The organism is Serinicoccus sp. JS2-9, from assembly GCF_059025165.1.
The window spans coordinates 3,102,754-3,127,699 of record NZ_CM180091.1; the positions used below are offsets into that span (position 1 = coordinate 3,102,754).

General features: G+C 73.7%; 19 protein-coding genes. 10 read left to right on the top strand and 9 right to left on the bottom strand.

Features of this window, described 5'->3' with window-relative positions; translation table 11 throughout:
* Positions 1–5: 5 nt before the first annotated feature.
* Together AC5PYY_RS15045 and AC5PYY_RS15050 are read left to right on the top strand one after the other, a co-directional pair.
* On the top strand, positions 6–1,172 hold the full coding sequence (locus AC5PYY_RS15045; RefSeq protein ID WP_493897595.1) for an aspartate-semialdehyde dehydrogenase: 1,167 nt from the start codon (positions 6–8) through the stop codon (positions 1,170–1,172).
* Positions 1,173–1,282: 110 nt separating this feature from the next.
* Positions 1,283–1,666: a VOC family protein gene (locus AC5PYY_RS15050; RefSeq protein WP_493897596.1), complete on the top strand. Its 384-nt coding sequence runs from the start codon at positions 1,283–1,285 to the stop codon at positions 1,664–1,666.
* Positions 1,667–1,847: 181 nt separating this feature from the next.
* Here the strand turns inward: AC5PYY_RS15050 and AC5PYY_RS15055 are convergent, their stop codons facing one another.
* Together AC5PYY_RS15055 and AC5PYY_RS15060 are read right to left on the bottom strand one after the other, a co-directional pair.
* A complete protein-coding gene (locus tag AC5PYY_RS15055; protein ID WP_493897597.1) occupies positions 1,848–2,069 on the bottom strand; it encodes a DUF3046 domain-containing protein in 222 nt (73 codons plus the stop codon).
* On the bottom strand, positions 2,060–3,094 hold the full coding sequence (locus AC5PYY_RS15060) for an AEC family transporter (RefSeq protein ID WP_493897598.1): 1,035 nt from the start codon (positions 3,092–3,094) through the stop codon (positions 2,060–2,062). Before AC5PYY_RS15060 ends, AC5PYY_RS15055 begins: the two co-directional genes overlap by 10 nt.
* A 68-nt stretch (positions 3,095–3,162) precedes the next feature.
* Here AC5PYY_RS15060 and AC5PYY_RS15065 point away from each other — a divergent pair, with 68 nt between their 5' ends.
* A complete protein-coding gene (locus AC5PYY_RS15065) occupies positions 3,163–5,088 on the top strand; it encodes a carboxyl transferase domain-containing protein (RefSeq protein ID WP_493897599.1) in 1,926 nt (641 codons plus the stop codon).
* A 280-nt stretch (positions 5,089–5,368) separates the two neighbouring features.
* On the opposite strand, the gene AC5PYY_RS15070 is transcribed toward AC5PYY_RS15065, so the two are convergent.
* Positions 5,369–7,318: an ABC transporter ATP-binding protein gene (locus AC5PYY_RS15070; RefSeq protein ID WP_493897600.1), complete on the bottom strand. Its 1,950-nt coding sequence runs from the start codon at positions 7,316–7,318 to the stop codon at positions 5,369–5,371.
* Complete coding sequence (locus AC5PYY_RS15075; protein WP_493897601.1) at positions 7,315–9,288, bottom strand: ABC transporter transmembrane domain-containing protein; 1,974 nt, start codon at positions 9,286–9,288, stop codon at positions 7,315–7,317. The genes AC5PYY_RS15070 and AC5PYY_RS15075 overlap by 4 nt, the downstream gene beginning before the upstream one ends.
* A 107-nt stretch (positions 9,289–9,395) precedes the next feature.
* On the opposite strand from AC5PYY_RS15075, the gene AC5PYY_RS15080 reads away from it, so the two are divergent.
* The 6 genes from AC5PYY_RS15080 to AC5PYY_RS15105 all read left to right on the top strand — a co-directional run bounded on the left by AC5PYY_RS15080 (position 9,396) and on the right by AC5PYY_RS15105 (position 19,118).
* Positions 9,396–9,614: a hypothetical protein gene (locus tag AC5PYY_RS15080; RefSeq protein ID WP_493897602.1), complete on the top strand. Its 219-nt coding sequence runs from the start codon at positions 9,396–9,398 to the stop codon at positions 9,612–9,614.
* Positions 9,615–9,671: 57 nt separating this feature from the next.
* On the top strand, positions 9,672–14,774 hold the full coding sequence (locus tag AC5PYY_RS15085; protein WP_493897603.1) for an Lhr family ATP-dependent helicase: 5,103 nt from the start codon (positions 9,672–9,674) through the stop codon (positions 14,772–14,774).
* A 158-nt stretch (positions 14,775–14,932) separates the two neighbouring features.
* Positions 14,933–15,826: a phosphotransferase gene (locus tag AC5PYY_RS15090; RefSeq protein ID WP_493897604.1), complete on the top strand. Its 894-nt coding sequence runs from the start codon at positions 14,933–14,935 to the stop codon at positions 15,824–15,826.
* Complete coding sequence (locus AC5PYY_RS15095) at positions 15,827–16,864, top strand: ATP-binding cassette domain-containing protein (RefSeq protein WP_493897605.1); 1,038 nt, start codon at positions 15,827–15,829, stop codon at positions 16,862–16,864.
* A gap of 393 nt (positions 16,865–17,257) precedes the next feature.
* A complete protein-coding gene (locus AC5PYY_RS15100) occupies positions 17,258–18,268 on the top strand; it encodes a hypothetical protein (protein ID WP_493897606.1) in 1,011 nt (336 codons plus the stop codon).
* Positions 18,261–19,118, top strand: coding sequence for a DNA-formamidopyrimidine glycosylase family protein (locus AC5PYY_RS15105; protein WP_493897607.1), 858 nt, complete (start codon positions 18,261–18,263; stop codon positions 19,116–19,118). The genes AC5PYY_RS15100 and AC5PYY_RS15105 overlap by 8 nt, the downstream gene beginning before the upstream one ends.
* Here AC5PYY_RS15105 and AC5PYY_RS15110 read toward each other — a convergent pair.
* Positions 19,112–20,512, bottom strand: a complete 1,401-nt coding sequence (locus tag AC5PYY_RS15110) for a DUF6395 domain-containing protein (protein ID WP_493897608.1) — start codon at positions 20,510–20,512, stop codon at positions 19,112–19,114. The genes AC5PYY_RS15105 and AC5PYY_RS15110 overlap by 7 nt on opposite strands.
* A 52-nt stretch (positions 20,513–20,564) precedes the next feature.
* On the opposite strand from AC5PYY_RS15110, the gene AC5PYY_RS15115 reads away from it, so the two are divergent.
* Positions 20,565–21,743, top strand: a complete 1,179-nt coding sequence (locus tag AC5PYY_RS15115; RefSeq protein ID WP_493899392.1) for an alpha-amylase family glycosyl hydrolase — start codon at positions 20,565–20,567, stop codon at positions 21,741–21,743.
* A 58-nt stretch (positions 21,744–21,801) separates the two neighbouring features.
* Here AC5PYY_RS15115 and AC5PYY_RS15120 read toward each other — a convergent pair whose 3' ends face one another.
* From AC5PYY_RS15120 to rimO, 4 genes are read right to left on the bottom strand one after another with little or no spacing between them, the layout of a single operon-like run.
* Positions 21,802–22,137 (bottom strand): helix-turn-helix domain-containing protein, encoded by a 336-nt coding sequence (locus AC5PYY_RS15120; RefSeq protein ID WP_493897609.1) that lies wholly within the window; start codon positions 22,135–22,137, stop codon positions 21,802–21,804.
* Positions 22,118–22,690, bottom strand: a complete 573-nt coding sequence (locus AC5PYY_RS15125) for a CinA family protein (protein WP_493897610.1) — start codon at positions 22,688–22,690, stop codon at positions 22,118–22,120. Before AC5PYY_RS15125 ends, AC5PYY_RS15120 begins: the two co-directional genes overlap by 20 nt.
* Complete coding sequence (gene pgsA / locus AC5PYY_RS15130) at positions 22,687–23,298, bottom strand: CDP-diacylglycerol--glycerol-3-phosphate 3-phosphatidyltransferase (protein WP_493899393.1); 612 nt, start codon at positions 23,296–23,298, stop codon at positions 22,687–22,689. The genes AC5PYY_RS15125 and pgsA overlap by 4 nt, the downstream gene beginning before the upstream one ends.
* The gene (gene rimO, locus AC5PYY_RS15135) at positions 23,298–24,881 is read right to left on the bottom strand and encodes a 30S ribosomal protein S12 methylthiotransferase RimO (protein ID WP_493897611.1); all 1,584 of its coding nucleotides are present in this window, start codon (positions 24,879–24,881) and stop codon (positions 23,298–23,300) included. Before rimO ends, pgsA begins: the two co-directional genes overlap by 1 nt.
* Positions 24,882–24,946: the final 65 nt, after the last annotated feature.

Here is a 24,946-nt window from a genome sequence, read left to right on the forward strand (position 1 = left end):
GCACGATGAGTGAGGTCGATGTGAGCGCGCAGTGTGAGCCGTCGCAGCACCCAGACACGACCGGGACCGAGGCGTCGGCCGGGCGCCGGCTGCACGTGGCGATCGTCGGTGCGACGGGCCAGGTCGGTGCGGTGATGCGTCGGCTGCTCGCCGAGCGGGACTTTCCGGTCGCCTCGGTGCGCTACCTCGCCTCGGCCCGCTCTGCCGGAGGCACCCTGGAGTGGTCCGGGTCGGCCCGCGGCGCCGAGGGGTATGACGTGGCGCGCGACATCGAGGTCGAGGACGTCGCGACGGCCGATCTCTCGGGCATCGACGTCGCGCTCTTCTCCGCCGGCGGCAGCGCCTCGAAGGAGCATGCGCCCCGGTTCGCGGCTGCTGGTGCCGTCGTGGTCGACAACTCCTCAGCGTGGCGGATGGACCCGTCGGTCCCGCTCGTCGTGAGCGAGGTCAACCCCGACGACCTGGCCCTCGCGGTGGACGAGGGTGGCCGCCGGATCGTGGCCAACCCCAACTGCACCACGATGGCGGCGATGCCGGTGCTGCGGCCCCTGCACGCCGAGGCCGGACTGGAGCGGTTGCGGGTGGCGACCTACCAGGCGGTGTCGGGTTCGGGCCTCGCCGGAGTCAGCGAGCTCGCGGACCAGGCGCGCGCCGCCCTCGGCGGCGATCTTCCGGTGGAGGCGCTCACGCACGATGGGTCAGCCCTCCGGCTCCCCGAGCCGGCAGCCTACGTCGCGCCGATCGCCTTCAACGTCCTGCCGATGGCGGGCGACCTCGGGGCCGACGACGAGACGACCGAGGAGATCAAGCTGCGCAACGAGTCGCGCAAGATCCTCGGCATACCGGAGCTGGCGGTGTCGGGCACCTGCGTGCGGGTGCCGGTGTTCACCGGCCACAGCCTCGCCGTGCACGCCGAGTTCGCCGAGCCGATCACCCCGGAGCGCGCGACCGAGCTGCTCGCGGAGGCGCCAGGCGTGGCGCTGGCGGACGTGCCGACGCCGCTGCAGGCGGCCGGTCAGGACCCGTCCTACGTCGGGCGCATCCGGGTGGACCAGTCCGTGCCGGACAGTCGCGGCCTGGTTCTCTTCATCAGCAGCGACAACCTGCGCAAGGGCGCGGCCCTCAACACCGTCCAGCTGGCCGAGGTGCTGCTGGAGCGCGCCCACCTCTGACCGGCAGCCCCGTCTGCCGACTCCGGCAGCCCCGTTTGCTCACTCCGGCAACCCGGTCTGTTCACTCCAGCAGCCCGGACTGCTCGATCCGGCGCGCCTAGACTGCCGAGATGGCCTCGACCCGCCTCTACAGCACCGTCTTCGACTGCCAGGATGCTCTCGCGCTCTCGCGCTTCTGGGCCGCCGCCCTGGGGTGGGAGTTGCGCCAGCAGGAGCCGGGGTGGGCCAGCGTCGGTGATCCCGACGGGACCCAGCGCCTCGGCTTCGGGCCGGTGCCGGAGGGCAAGGCGTGCAAGAACAGACTCCACCTCGACCTGCTGCCGGAGCAGGGGGTCAACCGCGCGGCGGAGCGGGCACGTCTGGAGAGTCTCGGCGCCCGGCTCCTGGAGACCGTCAGGGCGGACGGAGTCGTCGCCCACGACGTGATGGCCGACCCCGAGGGCAACGAGTTCTGTCTCCTCGAGCCGCACCCGGGCTACTTCGCTGCGGAGTGACCAGACCACCCTCGGTGCGCCCATCGAGGCTCTCGGACCGAGCAGACGAGATATCCCGGGGCTCTAACGTGTCAAGCGGCGGTTGGTTGGCGGTGTGCCCAGGCGGGGCTGCCGGAGTGGACAGACCGGGCTGCCGGAGCCGGCAGACGGGGCTGCCGGATAGGGCAGACGAGGCTGGCGGTCAGGATCGGGGTGGGGTGTCGGGGAGGTGGTGGTGCTCGGGGGAAACCTGCATGTCCCGGCACACGGCCTCCCACACCCTCCGGGCAGGTTCACCCTCCTCCAGGGCTGCCTCCGCGGTGCGCCCCCCGAGACTGCCGAGCGTCTGCGTGCGGGCCACGATCGCGCCATACCCCTGGCCGAACTCCTGCTCGACCAACGCCCAGAACTCGCTCAACCGCATTGGTTCAGGCTACGTGGCCCAGGACGCGCAACCGGTCGGAGCCCCGCATCAGAGGCACGACGGCGGAGCGCGCCCACCACCGACAGGAGCGGCAGGCTGCCCACCGGCTCCCTCAGGTGAGCACCGCGGTGACGAGCAGCATGACCGGCAGCGAGAGCATCGTCGTGAGGAAGACACCGTCCCTGGCGATGCGTTCGCCGCGGCCGTAGGCCACGGCGAGCACGTAGACGTTCTGCGCCGTCGGCAGCGACGCCATGACGACCGCGGCCAGCACCTCCTCGGCGGCGAGCCCGAGCACGGGGCCGGCCACCAGACCCGCCACCACCGGCATGAGGAGGAGCGACGCCGACCACCGCGAGGGGCTCGGCGAGGCCGCCCTTGCCCGGCAGCGGCGAGAGCCGCAGCGAGATGCCGAAGGCGATGAGCATGCACGGCACCGCCAGGCCCCCGATGAGCTCGACCGGTGCCAGGAGCAGCGCCGGAGGCGTCCACCCCACGAGGTTGACCATCAGACCGAGCACCGTGCCGATGGTGAGCGGGTTGGTCGCGGGCGAGCGCAGCACGCGGCGCCACTTCACCCGTCCTCCCTGGGTGGCATCGAGCGCGGCCAGCCAGGCGGGCTGGAGGAAGAGCAGCTGGAGGAAGAGGATCGGTGCCGACCACGAGGCGTCGCCGAGCACGTAGATCGCGATCGGGATGCCCAGGTTGTTGGCGTTGACGTAGCTGGCTGCCATGCCCCCCATCACCGCGTCCGTCCACCGCCGCTGCAGCACCAGCCGGGCGAGCACGAGGTATGCCGTCGCGCACACCGCGACCGCGATCACGGTCGCGACGAGGAAGCCGGAGAAGATCACCCGGACGTCCGCGCGCGACACGATGAGGAACAGCAGCGCCGGCGAGCCCACCCAGAACGTCAGGCGCGCCAGCATCCGCTGCTCGTCGCGCCCGAACAGGCCCGTGTGCGCCAGCAGCCAGCCCACCGCGACCACCGCCGCGATCAGCGAGAACCCCTCCAGGACAGCCACCACGAGGGTCCATGATCCGCCATGGTGGATGCCAGGGGGACCACACCCCTGCTGCTAGCGTTCGGCCCATGGCAGAGCCCCGGGACACGCCCGACCCCTCGGACCCTGAGACCGACGTCGACGAGGTCTTCGGCGAGGGTGGCGTCACCCCGGACCTGCTCGACCGTCGACCGGTCGTCCCCCGCACCGTCGCCAGCCTCTACGAGTCCCGGCCCGGGCTCAACCCCACCCGGGCGATCAACACCTTCGTCGACGCGGTCTCTCTGCAGGAGCGCTTCGGCCACCTGCGCGTCGTCGACGACCTCATCGGCCTGCAGCGCCGCGTCGGCGACACCATCGAGCGCTACACCGACAAGCTCCGCAACGCCGAGGCCCGCAGCGAGCGCAGCGAGTCCGCCCGCTTCGGCATCGGCCACTTCGGGGACGAGCGCGCGGTCGTGTATGTCGTGGACTGGGCCTTCTTCGCCGGATCGCTGGGTGAGGTGGCGGGCGAGAAGTTCGTCCAGGCGGCCGAGCTCGCCGAGCGCGAGGGGCTGCCGCTCATCAGCATGGGTGCCTCTTCGGGGGTCCGGCAGCACGAGAACGTCCTCGGCCTGGTGCAGATGCAGCGGATGGCGGCCGCCGCCAACAAGTTCCAGCACACGACCAACCGGCCCTACATCTCCGTCCTCGCCGGCCAGGTGTGGGGTGGGATGTCGGCCAGCGCGGTGCCGGTCGCGGACCTCATCGTGGCCCTGGAGGGCACGGACTACGGCTTCGCCGGCCGCCGCGTCATCGAGACCTTCGAGGGTCGTGAGGTCCCCCGCGGACTCCAGAGCGCCGAGGCCAACTCCCTGGACCGCAACGTCGACGTGCTCGTCAAGGACGTCGACGAGCTCATCGAGTTCGTCGCCCAGGTCCTCCGCTCGGGCCGCACCGGCCACCGGCTGCGTGACGGCGACGGCGGCGAGGACCTGCCCGAGACCGGGTCCCGGCAGGTGACAGCGGGACCTGAGGGCTTCTCCGCGGCGCTGTGGGAGCGGCAACAGGTCGAGGAGACCGTGGACATCCCGCGCGACCGCCGAGACCGCGCGAGCGGCTCGCCCCGCGAGGCGCTCATGGCGCGCTACAACGAGATCGCCGCCGGCGCCGGGCGCCTGGACACGGAGTTCCTCCTGCGGCATGTCTTCGACTCGGCCGTCCCGTTCTACAACCACGTGCGCTTCGAGGACGACAAGACCTACCCCAGCATCATCGCGGCCCTGGCGTCGCTGGCCGGGCAGTCGTTCATCGTCATCGGTGACCAGCCGTCCTACACCATCACCGGCGGCTACGTCGGCAAACGGCCGCCGAACCCCAGCCCGGAGGACTTCGAGTATGCCGTCCGCATGATCACCGCGGCGGAGCGGTGGGAGTTGCCCGTCGTCTTCTTCACCGACACCCTGGGGGCGATGCCCTCGATGGCGGCCGAGCGCCGGGGGCAGTCGCGGGCGATCGCGCAGAGCATCAAGCGGGCCGCGTCGCACCCCTTCCCGACGGTCTCGGTCATCACGGGGGCGATGGGCAGCGGCGGCGGCCTGGCCACGACGCCCTTCGGTCGCGAGACGATCATGTTCGACAGCGCGCTGGGCTTCGTGTCCGAGCCCCGGTCGACCGCCTCCATCCTCTACAGCGTCGCCAACCCGAGCGTGGAGCAGGTCGGGATGACGCTGGAGACGATGAAGGCCTCCGCCCTCGACCTCAAGGCACAGGGCCTGGTCGACACGATCGTGCACGACGCGGACAACCCAAAGGCGACGGTGCGGGAGCTGCGGGCGGCTATCATCGCCGGCTACAACTCCCAGCACGGGCTCAACCCTCGCCGCCTGCGCCGCCAGGCCGACGAGCGGCTGCGGCCACGCACCCTGGGCAAGCTGGCGACCGAGGAGCGGCACACCCAGGAGGAGCAGCAGCAGCAGTCGGCCGACGCACCCTCGATTCCCAGTGCGCCGGAGGGCGACGCGACCGCCGACTGACCTGCATCGTTGGTCAGCCGGTCCAGGACCGCCGGCGAGCGACTCAACCGCGCAGTGACCTGCACGTAGGTCAGCCGGTCCAAGCAGGCCCGTGGCTGGCGGCCTGTCGCACCTAGATGCTCGCCCGGCGTGTCGGGCCCAGGACAGGTACACCCTGCGGCGTGTCGCTCGCCCCGACGTGCATCCCGCAGCAGGTCTGCCGCAACAGATATAGCGCCGCCGGCTGGTCGCAGCAGACGTGCCGCGCCAGGCACGCCGCAGCAGGAGCACCCCGACGGCGTCAGCTGGTCCAGGCGCGCCAGAGCGCGGCATACTCCCCGTCGGCCGCGATGAGCTCGTCGTGGCTCCCGAGCTCGACGATCCGGCCGTCCTGCACGACCGCGATCCGGTCGGCGTCGTGGGCGGTATGCAGCCGGTGCGCGATCGCGACGACCGTGCGCCCGGTGAGCAGCGCGCTCATGGAGCCCTCCAGGTGGCGGGCGGTCCGCGGGTCGATGAGGCTGGTCGCCTCGTCCAGCACGAGCGTGTGCGGGTCGGCGAGGATGAGCCGGGCAAGTGCAATCTGCTGCGCCTGCGCGGGAGTCACCTCGTGGTGACCCGACCCCAGGACGGTGTCCAGGCCCTGCGGCAGCGCCCGCACCCAGCCGAGCGCGTCCACCGTGGCGAGCGCGCGCCATACCCCGGCCTCGCCGGCGCCGTCGCGCGCCAGCTCGACGTTGTCGCGCACCGACCCGCGGAAGACGTGGTGCTCCTGCGTGACCAGCGCGACCTCGGTGCGCAGCAGCTCCAGCGGAAGCTCGGTGAGTTCCACCCCGCCGACCGCGACCGTCCCGCCCGTCGGCGCGTGGATGCCCGAGATCAACCGTCCCAGGGTCGACTTGCCGGACCCCGAGGGTCCGACGATCGCCAGCCGCTCCCCCGGCTCCAGCCGCAGGTCGATGCCGTGCAGCACGTCGTGGCCGGGGCGGTAGGCATAGCGCAGCCCGTGCCCGACCAGCGTGCTGCCCTCGGGCCGGTCCTTGCCCGCGGTGCGGTCCGGCGGCACCTCGGCGATCCCCAACAGGCGGGTCGTCGAGGCGACACCGACCTGCAGCCGGTCGATGGTGCCGACGAGCCGGTCGAACGGGCCGTAGAACGTCTCGATGTAGAGCATCGCCGTGGTGATGTCGCCGATCGTCACCGCGTCGCGGGAGTAGAGCCAGGCGCCGACGACCAGCGTGATGACCCGCGGCAGCGAAAAGGCCATGTCCATCACGGCGAAGAGCACGTTGCGCAGCACCAGCCCGTAGCGCTCGGCCTGCGAGGAAACCTCGATGTCGTCGACGCCGGCGGAGCGCCGGTCCTGCTGCATCCGGTAGGCCTCGACCGTCCGGGCACCCTCCACCGTCTCGGTGAGCGTGGTGTTGATGTCGCTGTAGGTCGCGCCCTCCAGCAGGTAGCCGGCCGGCGCCTGCTGCAGGTAGCGCCGGACCTGGAACAGCGACAGCGACGCGGTCACCAGGGTCGGCAGCGCCAGCGCCCACGAGTTGAGCACCATGAAGACCACGGTCAGCAGCACCGTGACGACTCCGATGATGAACTCAGGGAGCGCCCAGCGCACCGCCCCGCTCATCGAGCCGACGTCGCGGGTGACGCGGGTGACGAGGTCGCCGGTGCTGGCCGACTCCACCTTGCCCAGCGGCAGCCGCAGCACCGCCCGGATGACGTGCTCGCGGGCCTGGGCGAGCACGCCCTGGCCGAGCACCGCCGCGAGCCCCTTGGCGGCGAAGGTCAGGACCGCCTGCGCCACCAGGACCACGACGACGAGCAGCACGAGATCGCGCACCACGCCCGGCGCCGGATCGCCGCCGGACAGGTCGACGGCGTCGACGAGCCGGCCCAGGAGCAGGGGCACGGCCAACCCGGCCGCGGCTGCCAGACCGTTGGCGAGGGTCACGAGCACGACGAGCCGGGAGCGCTCGCGCAGCAGCCCGCGCAGGTAGTCCACGACCGTGCGCGACCTCGCCACCGGCAGGCCGCGGTCCGGGTCCAGCGCCGTCATGAGGTGCGCCTGCGCCCGCTCGCGGCGCAGCGCGTGCCGCTGCCACAGCAGCCGGTGCCGGTCCCGGAGGCCGGTGGTGCCGGGGTCCGGTGGGTGCAGGAGATCCGGCACGACCGGGGCCCGGTCGTCCGCGTCGCGCCAGGTGCGCGCGGAGCGCGCGCGCAGCTCGGGGTCGAGCAGGTCGCTCACGGGGTCACCTCCGTGTCCTGGGCTGTCGTGCCGGTCGTTGTCGATGTCGATGTCGATGTGCCTGTGGTGCTGTCGGCCGCCGCGGTCTCGGCGTCGTCGCGCAGCACGGTCGAGCGGTATGCCTCGTGCTCGGACACGAGCTCGTCGTGCGTGCCGGTGGCGACCACCTGGCCGTCGACGAGGAAGGCCACCTCGTCGGCGTGGTGCAGCAGGAGCGGGGATGCCGACATGACCACCGTCGTCCGGCCGCGGCGGTGCGCGGGCAGCCGGTCGGCGATCCGGGCCTCGGTGTGGGCGTCCACGGCTGACGTCGGCTCGACGAGCACGAGCACCGGGGGGTCGGCCGCGAGCGCCCGGGTGAGCACCAGCCGTTGGCGCTGGCCACCGGAGAGGCCGCGCCCGCGCTCGTCGAGCACGCCTTGCCAGCCGCCGGGCAGGATGTCGTAGACGTCCTCGGCCGCGGCGGCGTGCAGCGCGGCCTCGGCCCGCTCGCGGCGCAGCGTGCGGTGCGGGTCGACGGCGTCCTGCAGGGTGCCGGCGAAGACGTGCGCGGCCGTGTCGCTCACGAGCACCAGGGAGCGCACCTGGTCCAGCGGAAGGTCGGCCAGGTCGGTGCCGCCCAGGGTGACTCCCCACGCCCCCTGTGCGCGCTCGGCGTCACGGCTCTCCAGGTCGGCGCGGACCCGGGAGCGCTGCGCGGCGGCCCGGCGGGCGGCGCGACCGGTGGCCTCGTCGTCGCCGGAGGGGACGGTGTCGCCGGCGGGCAGGTAGCGGCCTAGGCGGTCGGCCAGGCGGGCGCTCTCGTCGGGCAGCGCGCTGACGACCACCGTCAGCCGGCCAGGCCGCACCCGCAGCCCGGAGGACGCGTCGACGAGCTCACCGGCCACGAGCCCGCGGAGCTGGTCGGGCTCGAGCGGGGCCCGCTCCGGCCACGGGTCGGTGGTGCCGAAGACGCCGATCGTCTTGCGCGCGGAGACCACCGAGCGGGTGATCTGCTGGGCCGCCTCGAAGACGACGCGGATCGGCTGGACCAGGAAGAGGGCATACCCGAGGAAGGTGATGAGCTCGCCGATCTGGAGGTCGCCGTCACGCACCCGCTGCACGCCGAGCACCATGAGCGCGACGACGAACAGGCCTGAGAGCAGCACGCCCACGGCCTCGACGAAGGCGCCCCACGAGCCGGCCTGCACCCCGGCCTGGCGCACCCGCTGGCTCTGCCGGGCGTAGTTGGCGCCGAAGATCCGCTCGCCGCCGATCCCGCGCAGGATGCGCAGGCCCGCGACGATGTCGGTCGCCATCGAGGTCAGCTCGGAGTCGCGGCTGCGCTCCCGGGTCTGCGCGGCGGCCATCGGGCGCAGCAGGACCGAGGAGACGAGCGCCAGCACCGGCGCCACGAGCAGCACGACGAGGCCGAGCGGCACCGAGATCTGCAGCACGATGACCGCGACGAGGATGTAGGCGACGACGTTGCCGACCAGGCGGGAGAAGATCTCGATGAAGTGGCCGAACTGGTCGCCGTCGCTGCCGTTGACGCTGAGCACCTCACCGGTGGGTGCGCGCCGCGGCATGACGTGCCCCAGCCGGGTGACCTGGTGGGTGACCAACCGGGTCTGGCCGTAGCCGGCATACAGCCAGGAGCGGACGACGACGGTGTGGTAGAAGACACCGCTGCTCGCGCCGACCAGGGTGATGAGCAGCAGGACGCCGCACCACAGCGCGGTGCGACCGGCGTCGCCCACGCGGATGCCCTCGTCGACCGCCTGCCCGAAGACCCACGGCGTCAGGGCGGTGGGCAGCATCCAGAGCAGGCTGCACAGGCACCCGACGAGGACGAGGTCGCCCTGCTGGCGCAGCAGCCACCACAGGAAGCGCACCGGCCCCCGGGTGTCGGGTATGCCGATTCCTGCCCGGTGACCGGCCCCGTCGCGGGCATCGGTCCAGGCGGTGACGGTGGGTGGGAAGTCGCGCATGGCGTCTCGCAGCGTAGGCGGGACCCCTGACAAGCCACCACCAGTTTTTGCCGACGACCGGCTGGTGAGAGGATGAGCGTGTCGATCTGTGGTGCACAGGAGGAAACGTGAGCTCTACGCAGGACCTGGCCTGGTGGCAGAAGCTGCTGATCGCCCTCAAGCTGTGGCGCCCGCCGCACCGCACCGAGCACCACGAGAAGAAGGAGCTCGAGCGTCCGGAGATGCCGCCGGTCACCGGCGCCTACGGCAACCGCGTCGTCACGGCCACGCGGCGTCGGCTCGTCCCGCAGCGCGCGGACAAGCCGATCACCAGCACGATGGACTGACCGGGAAGGTCTGTCGGTGCCCCGTGACACAGTGACGGGGTGAGCGATCCCCATCCCGTGGCTGTGTCACGTGGCACCGCCCCCGGCACGTCTGCCGTCCTTGACGCCGGCGAGGTGCTGAGCCGGTTCTCTCCTCCCACCCGCGCGTGGTTCGACGCGTCCTTCGCCGGGCCGACCCCAGCCCAGCTCGGTGCGTGGGACGCGATCAGCCGCGGCGAGCACACCCTCGTCGTCGCCCCCACCGGCTCCGGCAAGACGCTCTCGGCCTTCCTGTGGGCCATCGACCAGATCACCGCGCACCCGCGGGCGGCGCGACCGGCACGTCCCGCCCGCGGTCGACGCGGGAAGGGCGGGCAGGAGCCCGCCGCTCAGCCGGAGGAGCCGGGCCGCTGCCGGGTGCTCTACGTCTCCCCTCTCAAAGCGCTCGCCGTCGACGTGGAGCGCAACCTGCGCAGCCCGCTGGTCGGCATCGGCCACGCCGCACGCCGCCTGGGCCAGGACGCGCCCTCGGTCAGCGTGGCGGTGCGCTCCGGCGACACCCCGGCCACCGAGCGCCGCGCCTTCGCCAAGGACGGCGCCGAGATCCTCATCACCACCCCCGAGTCGCTCTTCCTGCTCCTCACCTCACAGGCCCGCAGCGCCCTCACCGGGGTCGAGTCGGTCATCGTCGACGAGGTGCACGCCGTCGCCGGCACCAAGCGGGGGGCGCACCTCGCGCTGACCCTCGACCGGCTGGACCACCTCCTCCCCCGCCCCGCGCAGCGGATCGGCCTGTCGGCCACGGTGCGCCCGGTCGAGGAGGTGGCGCGCTACCTCGCCGGCGGTCGCCCGGTGAGCACCGTGCAGCCGCCGTCCACCAAGAGCTGGGACCTCGAGGTCGTCGTCCCGATCCCCGACATGGCCGACCCGGGCGCCACCGAGCGGCCGGACGCACCCGGGGGCGGCCCGGCGCAGCGGGGCACGGCGTCCGACGACTGGACCGGACAGAAGGTCGACGCCGCGGACGACGACGCCGAGGGCGACGACACCGGCGACGCGACGCTCGACGAGGGTCTCGATGACACCGGGGGTGCCGACTCCGGCGACGACCTCCCCCTCGGCACCGGGCCGGTGCTGCCCGACCTGGAGGGTGGCGGGCAGCTCGAGGAGGACGTCTGGGCACCAGCCCCCGACCCGGAGGAGCGCGCCTCGATCTGGCCGCACATCGAGCGCCGGGTCACCGACCTGGTGTCGGCACAGACCTCGACGCTGGTCTTCACCAACTCCCGGCGGCTCGCCGAGCGCTTCACCTCCCGGCTCAACGAGGAGTGGGACGAGCGGTACAGCGAGGATGAGCCGGAGGAGGACGCCGAGGCCGGCGACCGGCATACCTCGCGCTCGCCCGCCCAGGTGATGGCCCAGTCCGGCTCGGGCGGGGCAGCCCCGCCGGTGCTCGCGCGGGCCCACCACGGGTCGGTGAGCAAGGAGCAGCGCGGCGAGATCGAGGACGCGCTCAAGACCGGGCAGCTGCCCGCCGTGGTCGCCACCAGCAGCCTCGAGCTCGGCATCGACATGGGTGCCGTCGACCTCGTCGTGCAGGTCGCGAGCCCGCCGAGCGTCGCCTCCGGGCTGCAGCGCGTCGGCCGCGCCGGGCACCAGGTCGGCGCCACCAGCCACGGCGCCTTCTTCCCCACGCACCGGGCCGACCTCGTGCAGACCGCCGTCGTGGTCGACCGCATGCGAGCCGGCGCGATCGAGCAGCTCTCGGTCCCCAGCAACCCGCTCGACGTCCTCGCCCAGCAGGTCGTGGCGATGCTCGCGATGGAGGACTGGTCGGTCACCGACCTCTTCGAGCTGGTGCGCCGCAGCGCCTCCTACGCCGCACTGCCCCGCTCGCTCTTCGACGCGGTGCTCGACATGCTCGCCGGGCGCTACCCGGGCGAGGACTTCGCCGACCTGCGCCCGCGGATCGTGTGGGACCGCGTCACCGACACCCTCAGCGCGCGTCGTGGCGCCCAGCTGCTCGCGGTCACGTCCGGCGGCACCATCCCCGACCGCGGGATGTATGCCGTCATGCTCGCCACCGGCGAGGGCCCCGGCCGCCGGGTGGGCGAGCTGGACGAGGAGATGGTCTACGAGTCGCGCGTCGGCGACGTCTTCACCCTCGGCACGACGAGCTGGCGGATCGAGGACATCACCCACGACCAGGTGCTCGTCACGCCCGCACCGGGTCAGATCGGCCGGCTGCCGTTCTGGAAGGGCGAGTCGCTCGGGCGGCCCGCCGAGCTGGGCGCGGCCGTGGGCGAGTTCGTGCGCCGGATCGCGGGCCAGCCGCAGGAGGACGCCCGGGGCGAGCTCGCCGAGCGTGGGCTGGACCGCTTCGCCGCCGACAACCTCGTCACCTACCTCGCCGACCAGCGCGAGGCCGTCGGACACCTCCCGGACGACCGGACCATCGTCATCGAGCGCTTCCGTGACGAGATCGGCGACTGGCGGGTCGTCGTGCACTCGCCCTGGGGCAGCCCGGTCCACGCCCCCTGGGCGCTGTGCCTGGCGGCCCGGATGCGCGAGCGCTTCGGCACCGAGGTGCAGGCGCTGGCCGCCGACGACGGCATCGTGCTGCGCCTGCCCGACCTCGGCGGCTGGGACGACCCGGGCGAGGGCATACCGTCTGGCGGGACGCCGGGAGAGGGCATGCCCTCCGGCAGCGACGCACGGCGCGACGGCGGCGACGCCGCGCGGCTGGACGCCGAGATCGCCGAGCTGCTGACCCTCGACCCGGACGAGGTCGCCGACCTGGTGACCCAGGAGATCGGCGGGTCGGCGCTCTTCGCCTCCCGCTTCCGCGAGTGCGCCGCGCGGGCGCTGCTGCTGCCGCGGCGCAACCCGGGCAAGCGGCAGCCGCTGTGGCAGCAGCGGCAGCGCTCGGCCCAGCTGCTCGAGGTCGCCGCGCGCTACCCGACCTTCCCCATCGTCCTGGAGGCGGTGCGCGAGTGCGTGCAGGACGTCTACGACGTCGACGCGCTGCGGGAGCTCATGCGCTCCCTGGCCTCCCGCCAGGTGCGGCTCGTCTCGGTCGCCACCCCGCGGCCCTCGCCCTTCGCGTCCTCGCTGCTCATGGGCTACATCGCGCAGTTCCTCTACGAGGGCGACTCGCCGCTGGCCGAGCGGCGAGCGGCCGCCCTCTCCCTCGACGCCGGGCTGCTCGCCGAGCTGCTCGGCCGGGGCGAGGGCGCGGCGCTGCGCGACCTGCTGGACCCCGAGGTCGTGGCCCGGACCGAGGCCGAGCTGCAGCGGTTGGCGCCCGACCGGCAGGCGCGCGACGCCGAGGAGGTCGTCGACCTGCTGCGCGTGCTCGGCCCGCTGAGCCGCGAGGAGGTGCGCGCCCGCACCGTCGAGGAGCGGCGCGCGCAGGTGGACGGCTGGATGGACTCGCTGGTCGAGGGGCGACGCGTGATCGAGGTGCGGGTCGCCGGGGAGCAGCGCCTGGCGGACGCGCAGGACGCCGCCCGGCTGCGCGACGCGCTCGGCGTGGCGATGCCGGTCGGGGTGCCCGCCGCCTTCCTCGAAGGGGTGGAGGACCCGCTCGCCGACCTCGTCGTGCGGCACGCGCGCACCCACCCGCCCTTCACGCTGGAGTCGCTCGCGACCCGGCTGGGGCTCGGCAGCGCCGTCGTGCGGGACGCGGTGCGGCGGCAGGTCTCGTCGGGCCGGCTCGTGATGGGGGCGCTCGCGCCGTCGGGCACCGGGGAGGACGATGTCTGCGACGCCGAGGTGCTGCGTCTGCTGCGCCGCCGTTCGCTGGCGGCGCTGCGGCAGGAGGTCGAGCCCGTCACCCAGGCGGCGTATGCCCGCTTCCTGCCCCGCTGGCAGTCCGTCGGCGAGCTGCGCGGGCTGGACGGCACGCTGCGCGCGGTCGAGCAGCTCGCCGGCGCCCGGGTGCCCGCCTCCGCGCTGGAGTCGCTCGTGCTGCCCGCCCGGGTCGTCGACTACACGCCGGCGCTGCTGGATGAGCTGATGAGCTCTGGCGAAGTCCTCTGGCAGGGGCACGGCTCGCTGCCCGGTGACGACGGCTGGGTCTCGCTGCACCTCGCCGACACCGCGCACCTCACGATGGCGGTGCCCGAGGGGGGTCAGGCTGATGCGCTCGTCGAGGAGGAGCGGGCCGGGGCCGTGCTGGAGGTGCTGGAGCGGGTCGTGGGCGGCGCCTACTTCTTCCGCGCGCTGAGCGACGCCGTGGGCTCGCTCGACGACCAACGGCTCGCAGGCACGCTGTGGGACCTCGTCTGGGCCGGCCGCGTGAGCGCCGACACCTACGCCCCGGTGCGGGCGCTGCTCGCCGGTGGTCGCACCACGCACAAGTCGCGGCGTGCCCCCTCGCGCGGGGGGCGGTGGTCGCGCACCTCGGTCGCCCTGTCCGCCTCGTCGGCGTCGTCCGGCTCCCGGACGGGCCGTCCGTCACGCCCGAGCCGGTCGGGGCCACCCACGACCGTGGGCCGCTGGTCGCTGCTGCCGCCGGTCGAGACCGACCCGACGGTGCGCGCCCTGGCGGGCGCCGAGCAGCTGCTCGACCGCTACGGCGTCCTCACCCGTGGCTCGGTCGTCGCCGAGGGCGTGGCGGGCGGGTTCGCCGGGGTCTACCGCGTGCTCTCGGGGGCCGAGGAGGCCGGTCGCGTGCGGCGCGGGTACGTCGTCGAAGGGCTGGGTGCCGCGCAGTTCGGCAGCACCGGTGCCATCGACCGGCTGCGTGCTCTGGACCGGCAGCGCTCGGAGAGCCCGGCGCCCGGCGAGGCGGAGGCCGTGCTGCTGGCGGCGACCGACCCGGCCAGCCCCTTCGGCGCGAGCGTGCCGTGGCCCGCGCTCGACGACGAGGTGACCCACCGCCCGGCCCGCAAGGCCGGGTCGATGGTGGTGCTGGTCGATGGCTCGCTCGCGGTCTACCTGGAGCGCGGTGGGCGCAGCGCGCTCACCTTCGCCCCGCCGCCCGAGGCGCAGCCGGAGCAGGTCTGGCGCTCGGTGGCCGGCGCCCTGGTGGCCGCGGTGCGTCGCGGCACACTCGGCGGCATCACGATCGCCAAGATCGACGGTGGCGGCGCCCTGTCCTCGACGCATCCGCTGACCGGGGCCCTGGCGGACGCCGGCTTCCACACTGCCCCGCAAGGCCTGCGGCTACGCCGCTGACCCGGGCGCCACCCCGGCGTGGCCCCGGTCATGCACGCCAGAGCCGGGAACTCGCCCGACCCGAGCGGCCCTGGCGTTCACGTGAACGCTGGAGCCGTTCGCGGCCCGCGAGTCGCCGGCACGATCAGTGCGCCTGAAAGGCGCCCTAGCCTGGGGCGATGCACGAGCCGCCGCAGGACGTCAGCACCGACGAGGTGCTGCAGCGGGTGCGGACCCTCTGGGATCCCGAGGTGACGGCGCTGGAGCACCTGGCCGTCGGTTTCGGCGGCTGGCACTGGCGGGCGGACGCACAGGGAGAGCCGCGGTGGTTCGTGACCCTCGACCCGCCGCTCTGGCACACCGTGGAGTCCGCCGAGGCGACGTATGCCGCGGCCGCCTCCCTCGCGGCCACCCTGACCTGCGTGCACGCGTCCGTGCCCTCCGCGCAGGGGCGCTTCACGAGCCCGCTCGGGCCGGGATGGCTGAGCCTGACCCCGTGGGTGACCGGGCGCCGACCGACGACGATCGACGCCGACGCGGTGCGGGCCGTGCGCGACTTGCACGCGGCACCGTCACCCGAGGGCATCCTGACCTGGGAGCCGGCCGTGCGCCCCGAGCTCGTCGACGAACTCGGGGCCTGGACAGCCGAGCCGTGGACCGCGGGGCCGCTCGGCGAGCCCGCCCGGCGCGCGCTGCGCGCCGGGTGGGCGGACGTCGGGTGCGGGCTCACGGCATACCTGCGCCTCCTCGACCGGCTCGACCCCTCCGCCTATGTCCCCACCCACGGCGAACCCGGCGTGCACAATCAGTGGCGGGCCGACGACGGTCGCCTGCTGCTCCTCGACTGGGAGACGCTGCGGCTCGCACCTCGAGAGCGCGACGTCCTCGCCGGGTATGCCGACCTCCTCCCGCACGACCCGGCGTTGCTGGACCTCGTCCGGCTGGAGTGGCAGCTCAGCGAGGTGGGCTCCTATGCCGAGTGGCTGCGCGGCCCGCACCAGGACGACGCCGACACCCGCACCGCGCTGGGCGGGCTTCGGGAGGAGCTCGCCGGGCTGGCTGCGACGCGATGAATGCGTGGCGGCGAGCCGCCACGGCACGTAGGGTGCGGCCCATCTGGAATCGCAGGGGTCCGCGACCTCGTCGTCCAGGTCGAACGCGCCGGCGAGGCGCTGGCGCGCGGCGACGACGGCACCGGTGCTGCCCTCGCCACCGCGCTGGAGTCGGCCCGACGGCACGACGCGTGGGAGATCGACCACCGGACGGACAACGTCGTGCACGGGCTCGGTCTCGCACACCTTCCCCGCCGGCGCACCGCAGCCGACCTGTCCGGGGGTCAGCTGTCCCGGCTCTCGCTCGCCTGGACGCTGCTGCGCAACCCCGACACGCTGCTGCTGGACGAGCCCACCAACCACCTCGACGACGCCGGGACGGCCCTGCTCACCGAGCTGCTCAGCACCTGGTCCGGCCCGGCGCTGCTCGCGAGCCACGACCGGGCCTTCCTCGACGAGACGGCCACCACGATCCTCGACCTCGATCCCGCGCCGCTGGCCCAGGCACGGGTGGCCGACGACCACGACTTCCCCGGCTCGGGGTTCGGACTCACCCGGTCCACCGGCAGCTACACGGCATACCTGCAGCAGCGACGGGACGAACGGGAGCGGTGGGTGCGCCGCTACCCCGACGAGCAGCAGGAGCGGGAGCGGCTGCGGCGAAAGGTCCGCGAGGAGCACACGGTCGGTCATGCCGATCGGGCGCCGCGCACCGAGGCCCGGGCCAGCAAGAAGTTCTACGCCGACCGCAACGCCAAGGTGGTCGCCCGGCGGGTGAACGACGCCAGCACCGCCCTGGCCCGCCTCGAGCGGGAGCAGGTGCGCAAGCCACCGGCCCGGCTGCGCTTCCACGGTCTCGGCGCACCGGGCAGCACCCGGCGGGACGGCGCGGGCCCGATCCTCACCGCGACCGACGTCACCGTGGCCGGGCGGCTGCGACCCGTCTCGCTCGCGCTCGGCACCCCAGGCCGACTGCTCGTCACCGAACCGAACGCGTCCGGCAAGTCCACCCTGCTCGCCCTCCTCGCGGGGCAGCTCGAGCCCGACGGCGCTCGCTGACGACAGCCCCGCGGCTGCGCGTCGGCCTGCTCACCCAGACCGTCGCCCGAGCGCACGACGGGCTCACGGCGCGGCAGTCGTATGCCCGGGCCGTCGGTCAGGAGCTGGCGGCGCGTCACCCATTGCCGAGCCTCGGCCTCGTCGCCGGTCGCGACCTGGACCGCCGGGTGCGGGAGCTGTCGATCGGGCAACGGCGGCGACGGTCCTGGCCGACCCGCCGGACCTGCTGCTGCTGGACGAGCCCACCAACCACCTGTCCCTCCTGCTCGTCTCCGAGCTCGAGCTCGGCCTGCCCGACTTCCCGGGTGCCGTGGTGGTGGCCAGCCACGACCGGTGGCTCCGCGAGGACTGGGTGGGTGAGCGGCTCGAGCTGCCCGGCGAGACACTGGAGCGGTGACCACGACCCCCATCACCCGGCGCACCGGGCTGAACCGCACCCTGCTGCTGCGGGCAGGTGCGCCGTGGCACCGGCACCGGGCGGGACGGGTCCTCGGTGCGACCGGGCTGTCCGGCATCGTCGCGGACGCCGCGGCCCGGGCGGCGGTGGCCCTCGACGACGCCCCACGGGTCATCCTCGACCGCACGCTGGTGGCTGGGGAGCAGTGGGCCGAGGCCGTCGCGGAGCAGTGGACGGACGCGCTGGCGCACCTGCTGCAGACGTTGCGCTCCCCCACCGACGACGACCGGGCGGCACGGGAGGAGTGGGGCGAGGAGGACTGGGCGCGCTGGGCGTCGGTGCGGCAGGTCGTGCTCTGCGGCGGGGTCGTCGCCGGCGAGCTCGGGCGTCGGGCATCCCGGGACCCGCGCGTCGTCGCGCAGCGCGCCGAGCTGGCCCCCGAGCCCGGCCGCGCACCCCTGCTGGGTCTGGCCGCCGGGCTGGCCGACGGGCTCGTGCTCGACCTTGGTCACAGCAGCATCAAGGCCGCGGCGGTCCGCGACGGTGTCCTCGCGAGAACAACGGGTATGCCGGTGCCCTGGCGGCCGTTCGACACCAGCACGTGGCCGTCGCCGGACACCGTCCTGGGTCTCGTGGTCGAGGCCGCGCGGGACGCCATGGACCCATCCGCTCCCGGCAACAGAGACCTGGAGGTGCGCGTGGCGATCGCCAACTACGTCGTCGACGGCCTGCTCGACGACGACCCGACCTACGGCACCCTGCGCTCCCGCGGGCCGGACCCACGCCGGGTCCTCGGGAACGCGCTGACCCGGGGCCTGCGTCGCCCCTGCGCGGTGACCGTACTCCTCAACGACGGTGCCGCCGCCGCACTCGGGGTGCGGAGCACGCAGCCCGCCGCGGACGCGCGAGAGGGCCCCGGCCGCCACGACGACCAGGGCCGGGGGGAAGCGACGACCGCCGTCATCAGCATCGGAACCTCGCTCGGTCTGGGGTTCGCCGATGCCTGAGGGTGACGCGGTGTGGCGCACCGCCCGACGGCTGCACCAGGGGCTGGCCGGCGTGGCCCTGGAGGGATCGGACCTCCGGGTGCCGGCGCACGCGACCGCCGACCTGTCCGGCCGCCGCACCCTCGAGGTCGTCCCCCGCGGCAAGCACCTGCTGCACCGGGTGGAGGGGGACATCACGGTGCACAGCCACCTGCGGATGGAGGGCTCCTGGCGGGTGCACCCGGTGGGGCGGCGGCACGCGCTGGGGCGACGGCATACCGTGCGGGCGCTGCTGTGGACGCCGCAGCGGGTCGCGGTCGGCGACTCCCTCGGGATGCTCGAGCTGGTGCGGACCAGCGAGGAGCACCGGGTCGTGGGGCACCTCGGCCCCGACCTGCTCGACCCCGCGTACGACGCGGACACGGCCCTGGGCAACGTGCGCGCAGACCCGGGCCGCACCATCACCGAGGCCTGCCTGGACCAGCGCAACGTGGCGGGCATGGGCACGATCTTCACCGCCGAGCCGCTCTTCCTGCTGGGGATCAACCCCTGGACGCCCGTCGGGGACCTCGCCGAGGAGCAGGTGGTCGAGCTGCTGGCGACCGCCCGGCGGCTGCTGGTGCTGAGCTGCCGGACCGGCCGCACGACCATCACGGGCCGTGGGGACGTCAACGGCGACGACGCGTGGGTGCACGGCCGGATGGGGCTGCCGTGCAAGCGCTGCGGCACGACGATCCGGCTCGCCCCGATCGGCCAGCAGCCGCAGCAGCGGGTGATGTTCTCCTGCCCGACCTGCCAGGGCGGCCTCGCCCCCACCGACGACGGTCGGCCCCAGTCGCCGCTCGGCCACGGCCGGCGCCCGACCTACTGAGGCCCGCGCCCGACCCGCCGACGGCCCGAGAGGGCGCGGCGCACCCGGGCGCGCACGACCCGACGCACCCGGCCGACGGCACGCGGCAGCAGGTCCTGCGGGGGGTGGGCGGCGAACCACGCCTCCAGCCCGCCCTGCGCCCGCGAGCGGTCCAGGCCGCGCACGTCGTAGGAGCGCACGGCGGCCTCCTCCTCGGCGCTCATGGGCGGCGCGACCCGGTGCAGGCGCTCGGCCACCTTCCGCCGATAGCGCTCCGGCACGAGCGCCAGCGCGGGCTCGTAGGACCGGTCCAGCCAGTCCATCGGGTCCGGGCCGGTCTTGGCCGCGACCAGCCGCATCAGGGCGCTGTCGCCGCCGTCGGCGAGGTAGCGGTGGACCGTCCGAGCGATCACCGGCTCGACCTTGATCGGGTCGGCCAGCAGATGGCCCCGCGGCTCCTGCCCACGCCACTGCCGCTCCAGCGCCGGGGCGGAGGGCCAGGCGCCGGTGACCGCGCCGGCGAGCAGGGTCTTGCGGGCGCACTTGGCGCACCGCCCGCAGGGACGCCCGAGCCGACGGCCGCGCACGCACGACTGCGCCGCCTCCCCGAGCGGATGGGTGTGCACGATGCGGCTGGTCACGACCTCGGACACCCCGGCGACCGGCACGCACACCTCCAGCCCCACCGCGGCGAAGACCCCGCCCCACTCCTTGAGGAAGGGCGAGTCGGCGAAGTCGCGGTAGTAGCCACGCTGCAGCCGGTAGGTCGCCTCCAGCGGCGCGCCCCAGGCCACGGCGTCCAGCCGGTCGCGGTCGGCGTGGAGCAGCAACGGCACCGCCGTGGTGAAGTCGTGCGGGAACCCCATGGCGGCGCGGAGGTACTCCACGTCGCTGCGGACCACCTCCACCGGCCACCCCTGGGTGCGCAGCCGCTCGCACGACTCCTCGGCTGCCCGGGTGACGAACATCGTGGCCCGCGGGTCGCCTCGCGGGGCCCGCCGCAGCAGGTGGTAGGACCGGGTGCTGCCCGGCATGACCGCGAGCGTCGCGACGCTGTCGGTGCCACCGCTGAAGCACAACCCGGGCGCCCCGTCTTCCTCGGCGGGTCTCCCGCGCGGCGCCAGGTCACGGTCCACCGACGTCAACCGCAGGCCCGGCCCCTCGCGCAGCGCCCGGGCGAGGACAGGACTCGCCGGCACCGACGTGGTCACCGGGACCTTCCGAACGATCCAGGGCCGGGCCGAGAGGACAGCTGAGAGCACGAGCAGGTCGGGGTGCACCTCGCCCAGGCGCACACCCACCTCGAAGCACGCGGTATGCCGCGCCAGGGCGCCCTTGCGCTCGTCCGGCTCCCCCGCGCCGGGCACCAGCCGGACCTGCACGCGGCCGGGCTCGTGCGTGATGTCGAGGTGCATCAGCGCGCTCGGGCGACGGTGGCGGGCATGACCCCGGAGCGTACCCGCCCGGCTGCGCGGCCTCGGCGTCGACATCCTCTGGCTCATGCCGATCAACCCGATCGGCGAGCAGAACCGCAAGGGCGGGCTCGGCTCCCCCTACGCCGTGCGCGACTACCTCGCGGTGAACCCCGAGTTCGGGACGCTGGAGGACCTGCGCGGCTTCGTCGCCCGCGCCCACGACCTCGGCATGCGGGTCATCGTCGACTGGGTCGCCAACCACACGGCCTGGGACAACGTGCTCGTCGACGAGCACCCGGAGTGGTACCGCACCGACTTCAAGGGCGACTTCGTGCCGACGCCGTGGTGGGACTGGGACGACGTCATCGACCTCGACTACGACCAGCCCGGGCTGCGGGAGTACATGGCCGACGCCATGGCTCACTGGGTCCGCGAGGCCGACGTCGACGGCTTCCGCTGCGACGTCGCGGGCTACGTGCCGGTGGACTTCTGGGAGGCGGCGCGGGCCCAGCTGGAGCAGATCAAGCCGGTCTTCCTGCTCGCCGAGTGGGAGAACCGCGACCTGCACGTGGGTGCCTTCGACGCGACGTATGCCTGGTCCTGGAACGAGACGATGCACCACATCGCGGACGGCCGGGCCAGCGCCACCGACCTCAAGGTCTATGACGCCTGGAACGAGCGTGCCTACCCGCGCGACATCATGCGGATGCTCTTCGTCTCCAACCACGACAAGAACGCCTGGGAGGGCACCGAGCACGAGCAGTTCGGCCCGATGCTGGAGGCGGCGGTCGTCATGTCGGTGGTCAGCGAGGGGATCCCGCTGATCTACAGCGGGCAGGAGGCCGGCAACGACCGGCGGCTCACCTTCTTCGACAAGGACGAGATCGTCTGGCGCGAGGACCCGCAGGGCGAGCTCTACCGTCGCCTCTTCGCGCTGAAGAAGCAGCACCCGGCGCTGTGGAACGCCGCCTGGGGCGCGCGCATGGTGCGGGTGCCCAACGACGGCGAGGACCGGGTCGTCAGCTTCGTGCGGGTGCACGAGTCGGGGGACGCCGTCGTCGCGGCCTTCAACCTCAGCGGCGCCCCGGCGTCGGTCACCCTCGGGGTGGCGCCGGGTCAGGACCTCGCCTACGTCGACGCCACGGACGGCAGCACGGTCGAGTATGCCGAGGGCTCGGTCTGGCAGCTCCCGGCCTGGGGCTACCGGGTGGGGGTCACGCCGCAGGAGTGAGGCACCAGCGGTCGCTCGGCGAGGGCCGGTCAGACGAGCGTGGTCAGGTGTGCGTCGCTCAGGCGGCGGAGACGACGGTGTCGCGGCGGGAGACCCGGCGGTGGTCGATCGGCTTGGCCAGGCCCTCGGTGAGCACGGTCGTCATCTGAGCCTCGGCAGCCTCGGCGAGACTCACCCGGTCGGCCACGCTGGAGAGCAGCTCGGAGAGGGGGACGTCGAGCGCACGGCAGATCGAGGCGAGCAGCTCGGAGGAGGCCTCCTTCTCGCCGCGCTCGATCTCCGACAGGTATCCGAGGGAGCAGGCGGCCGAGGCGCTGACCTCCCGCAGGGTGCGCCCCTGGGTCTGCCGGGTCTCGCGCAGTGCGTCGCCCAGCTCACGTCGTAGCAGTGCCATCGTCATCCCTCCTCCGGTCCGTCCTGGTGCCTCGGTCTGCGTCTACCGTACCCCGCGCGTCCGACAGGCGTGCGTCGAGCGTGTCGAGCAGCAGCTCCAGCGCCGCGGTCACGGTCTGGTCCCGGATCTGCCCGCGGGACCCGTGACAGGTCAACACCTGGTGCGCCACGGCTTGTTCCCCCGCGGCCAGCGCCAGGTGCACGGTGCCGACCGGTCTGCCCTCGCTCGGATCGGGGCCCGCGACCCCTGTCGTGGACAAGCACCAGTCGGCCCCGGTCGTGGCGCATCCGCCGACCGCCATCGCCACGGCGCACTCCCGGGACACCGCACCCTGCTCCCGGAGCACCCCCGCGGGGACCCCCAGCACGGACTCCTTGACGGACACGGCATACGCGACGACTCCCCCGCGCACCGCCTGGCTCGCTCCCGGCACGGAGGTCAGGGCGGCGCAGACCAGGCCACCGGTGAGCGACTCCGCCGTCGCGACGCTCTCCCCCCGCTCGGTCAACCGCCGCACGAGCGTCGCCGCCAGGCGGTCGACGGGGTCGCTCACGTCGAGGTCTCGGTGCGCGGCGCGAAGGCCTGCCGGACGTAGTCGATGCCCGTGACGACGGTGACGACGGTGGCGACATACATGATCCACAGCCCGAGGGTGTCGAGCACGCCCCCCAGCGGCGCGAGGACGACGGCGATCCCGACGGCCTGGAGCACGGTCTTGAGCTTGCCGCCCCGGCTCGCGGGGATGACGCCCCGCCGGATGACGACGAAGCGCATGAGCGTGATGCCGATCTCGCGCACCAGGATCACCACGGTCACCCACCAGGGCAGCAGCCCCAGGACCGACAGCCCGATGAGGGCGGTGCCGACGAGGGCCTTGTCGGCGATGGGGTCCATGAGCTTGCCGAAGTCGGTGATGAGCCCCTGCCTGCGGGCCAGGTGTCCGTCGACCCAGTCGGTGGCGATCGCGACGAGGAAGACGACGAGCGCCCACCAGCGCAGTGTGAGGTCCTCACCCCCCTCGGTGAGCAGCAGCCAGCCGAAGACGGGGACGAGCAGGATCCGCAGGACGGTGAGGGCGTTGGGCAGGTTCCACGGCGACACCCGCGGGGGCACGTCGGCCGTGGCGAGGTCCGGACCGTCGGGGTCGTGGGGGCCGATCATCACGCCTCCACCCCTGCTCCTGCTCCGGTATGCCGCGCGCCCGGGTCTGCGTCGGAGGTGCCGGTCGGCACAGCCACCAGGTCGACGCCTTCGCTCGCGACGACGCGGGCGGTGACGATCGCCCCCGGCGTGAGCTGCGGGCGACCGCCGTCGGCGGTCACGAGATAGGTCACGCCGTCGACGTCAGGGCCCTGCTGCCCGGCGCGGCCCACGAGCCGCGCCCCGGAGCCGCTACTCCCGAGGCCCTCCCCGTCGAGATCCGCGAGATCATCGCCCTCGGCGAGCTCGTCGTCCTCCACCGCCTCGACCAGGACCTCCACGGTGGTCCCGATCCGCTCGGCGGCGCGCTGCGCGGTGAGCTCCTCGACCAACGCGCCGACCTCCTCGACGCGGGACCGGATGGTGTCCTCGTCGAGCTTGTCGGCATACCCCTCCGCCTCGGTGCCGTCCTCGTCGGAGTAGCCGAACACCCCGACCACGTCGAGCCGCGCCTCGGAGAGGAAGGCGGTGAGCTCGGCGAGGTCCTCCTCGGTCTCCCCGGGGAAGCCGACGATGACGTTGGTGCGGATGCCCGCCTCCGGGACGCGGTCGCGCACCTGCTGCAGCAGCGACAGGAAGGACTCGCGGTCACCGAAGCGGCGCATCCGGCGCAGCAGCGGACCGGACGCGTGCTGGAAGGAGATGTCGAAGTACGGCACCACTCCCGGGGTCCTGGCCATGGCGTCGAGCAGGTCCGGTCGGATCTCGGCCGGCTGCAGGTAGGAAACCCGCACCCGCTCGATCCCGGGGACGTCCGCGAGCTGCGGGAGCAGGGCGTCGATGAGGCGCAGGTCGCCGAGGTCCTTGCCGTAGGACGTGGTGTTCTCGCTGACGAGGAAGACTTCACGCACCCCGCGCTCACCCAGCCAGGCCGCCTCGGAGCGGATCTCCTCGGGCGTCCGGGAGACGAAGGCTCCGCGGAACATCGGGATGGCGCAGAACGCGCAACGCCGGTCGCACCCGGAGGCGATCTTGAGGGGAGCCCAGGGGCGACCGTCGAGCCGGGCACGCACCACCCGGGGACCGGTCGCGGGTGCCACCCGGGTCAGCTCGCGCTGCTCCGCCTCCTGCTGCTGGTGCCCCGGCAGGACGATCTCGGCGGCGGCGGCGCCCCGCTCCCGGGGCGAGATGGGCAGCAGCTGCCGCCGGTCGCGCGGCACGTGGCTCTGCGGCCGCTCCCCCGCCAGGATGCCGCGCAGGTGGCCGGACATGTCGGCGTAGGAGTCGAAGCCCAGCACGGCGTCCGCCTCGGGCAGCTCCGCCGCGAGCTGCTCGCCATACCGCTCGGCCATGCACCCGACGGCGACGACCTTCTGGGTGCGGCCGGTGCGCTTGAGGTCGTTGGCCTCCAGCAACGCGTCGATGGAGTCCTTCTTGGCCTGCTCCACGAACCCACAGGTGTTCACCACGGCGACGTCCGCCTCGGCGGCGTCGTCCACGAGGGTCCACCCCTCGGCGGAGAGCCGACCCGCGAGCTCCTCGGAGTCGACCTCGTTGCGGGTGCAGCCGAGGGTCACGACGGCGACGCTCCGGGTGGCTGACATGGCCCCGAGTCTAGGCAGCCTGGGCCGGTGGACCTAGCCAGGACCCAGGCCCGCGCGCCGAAGTT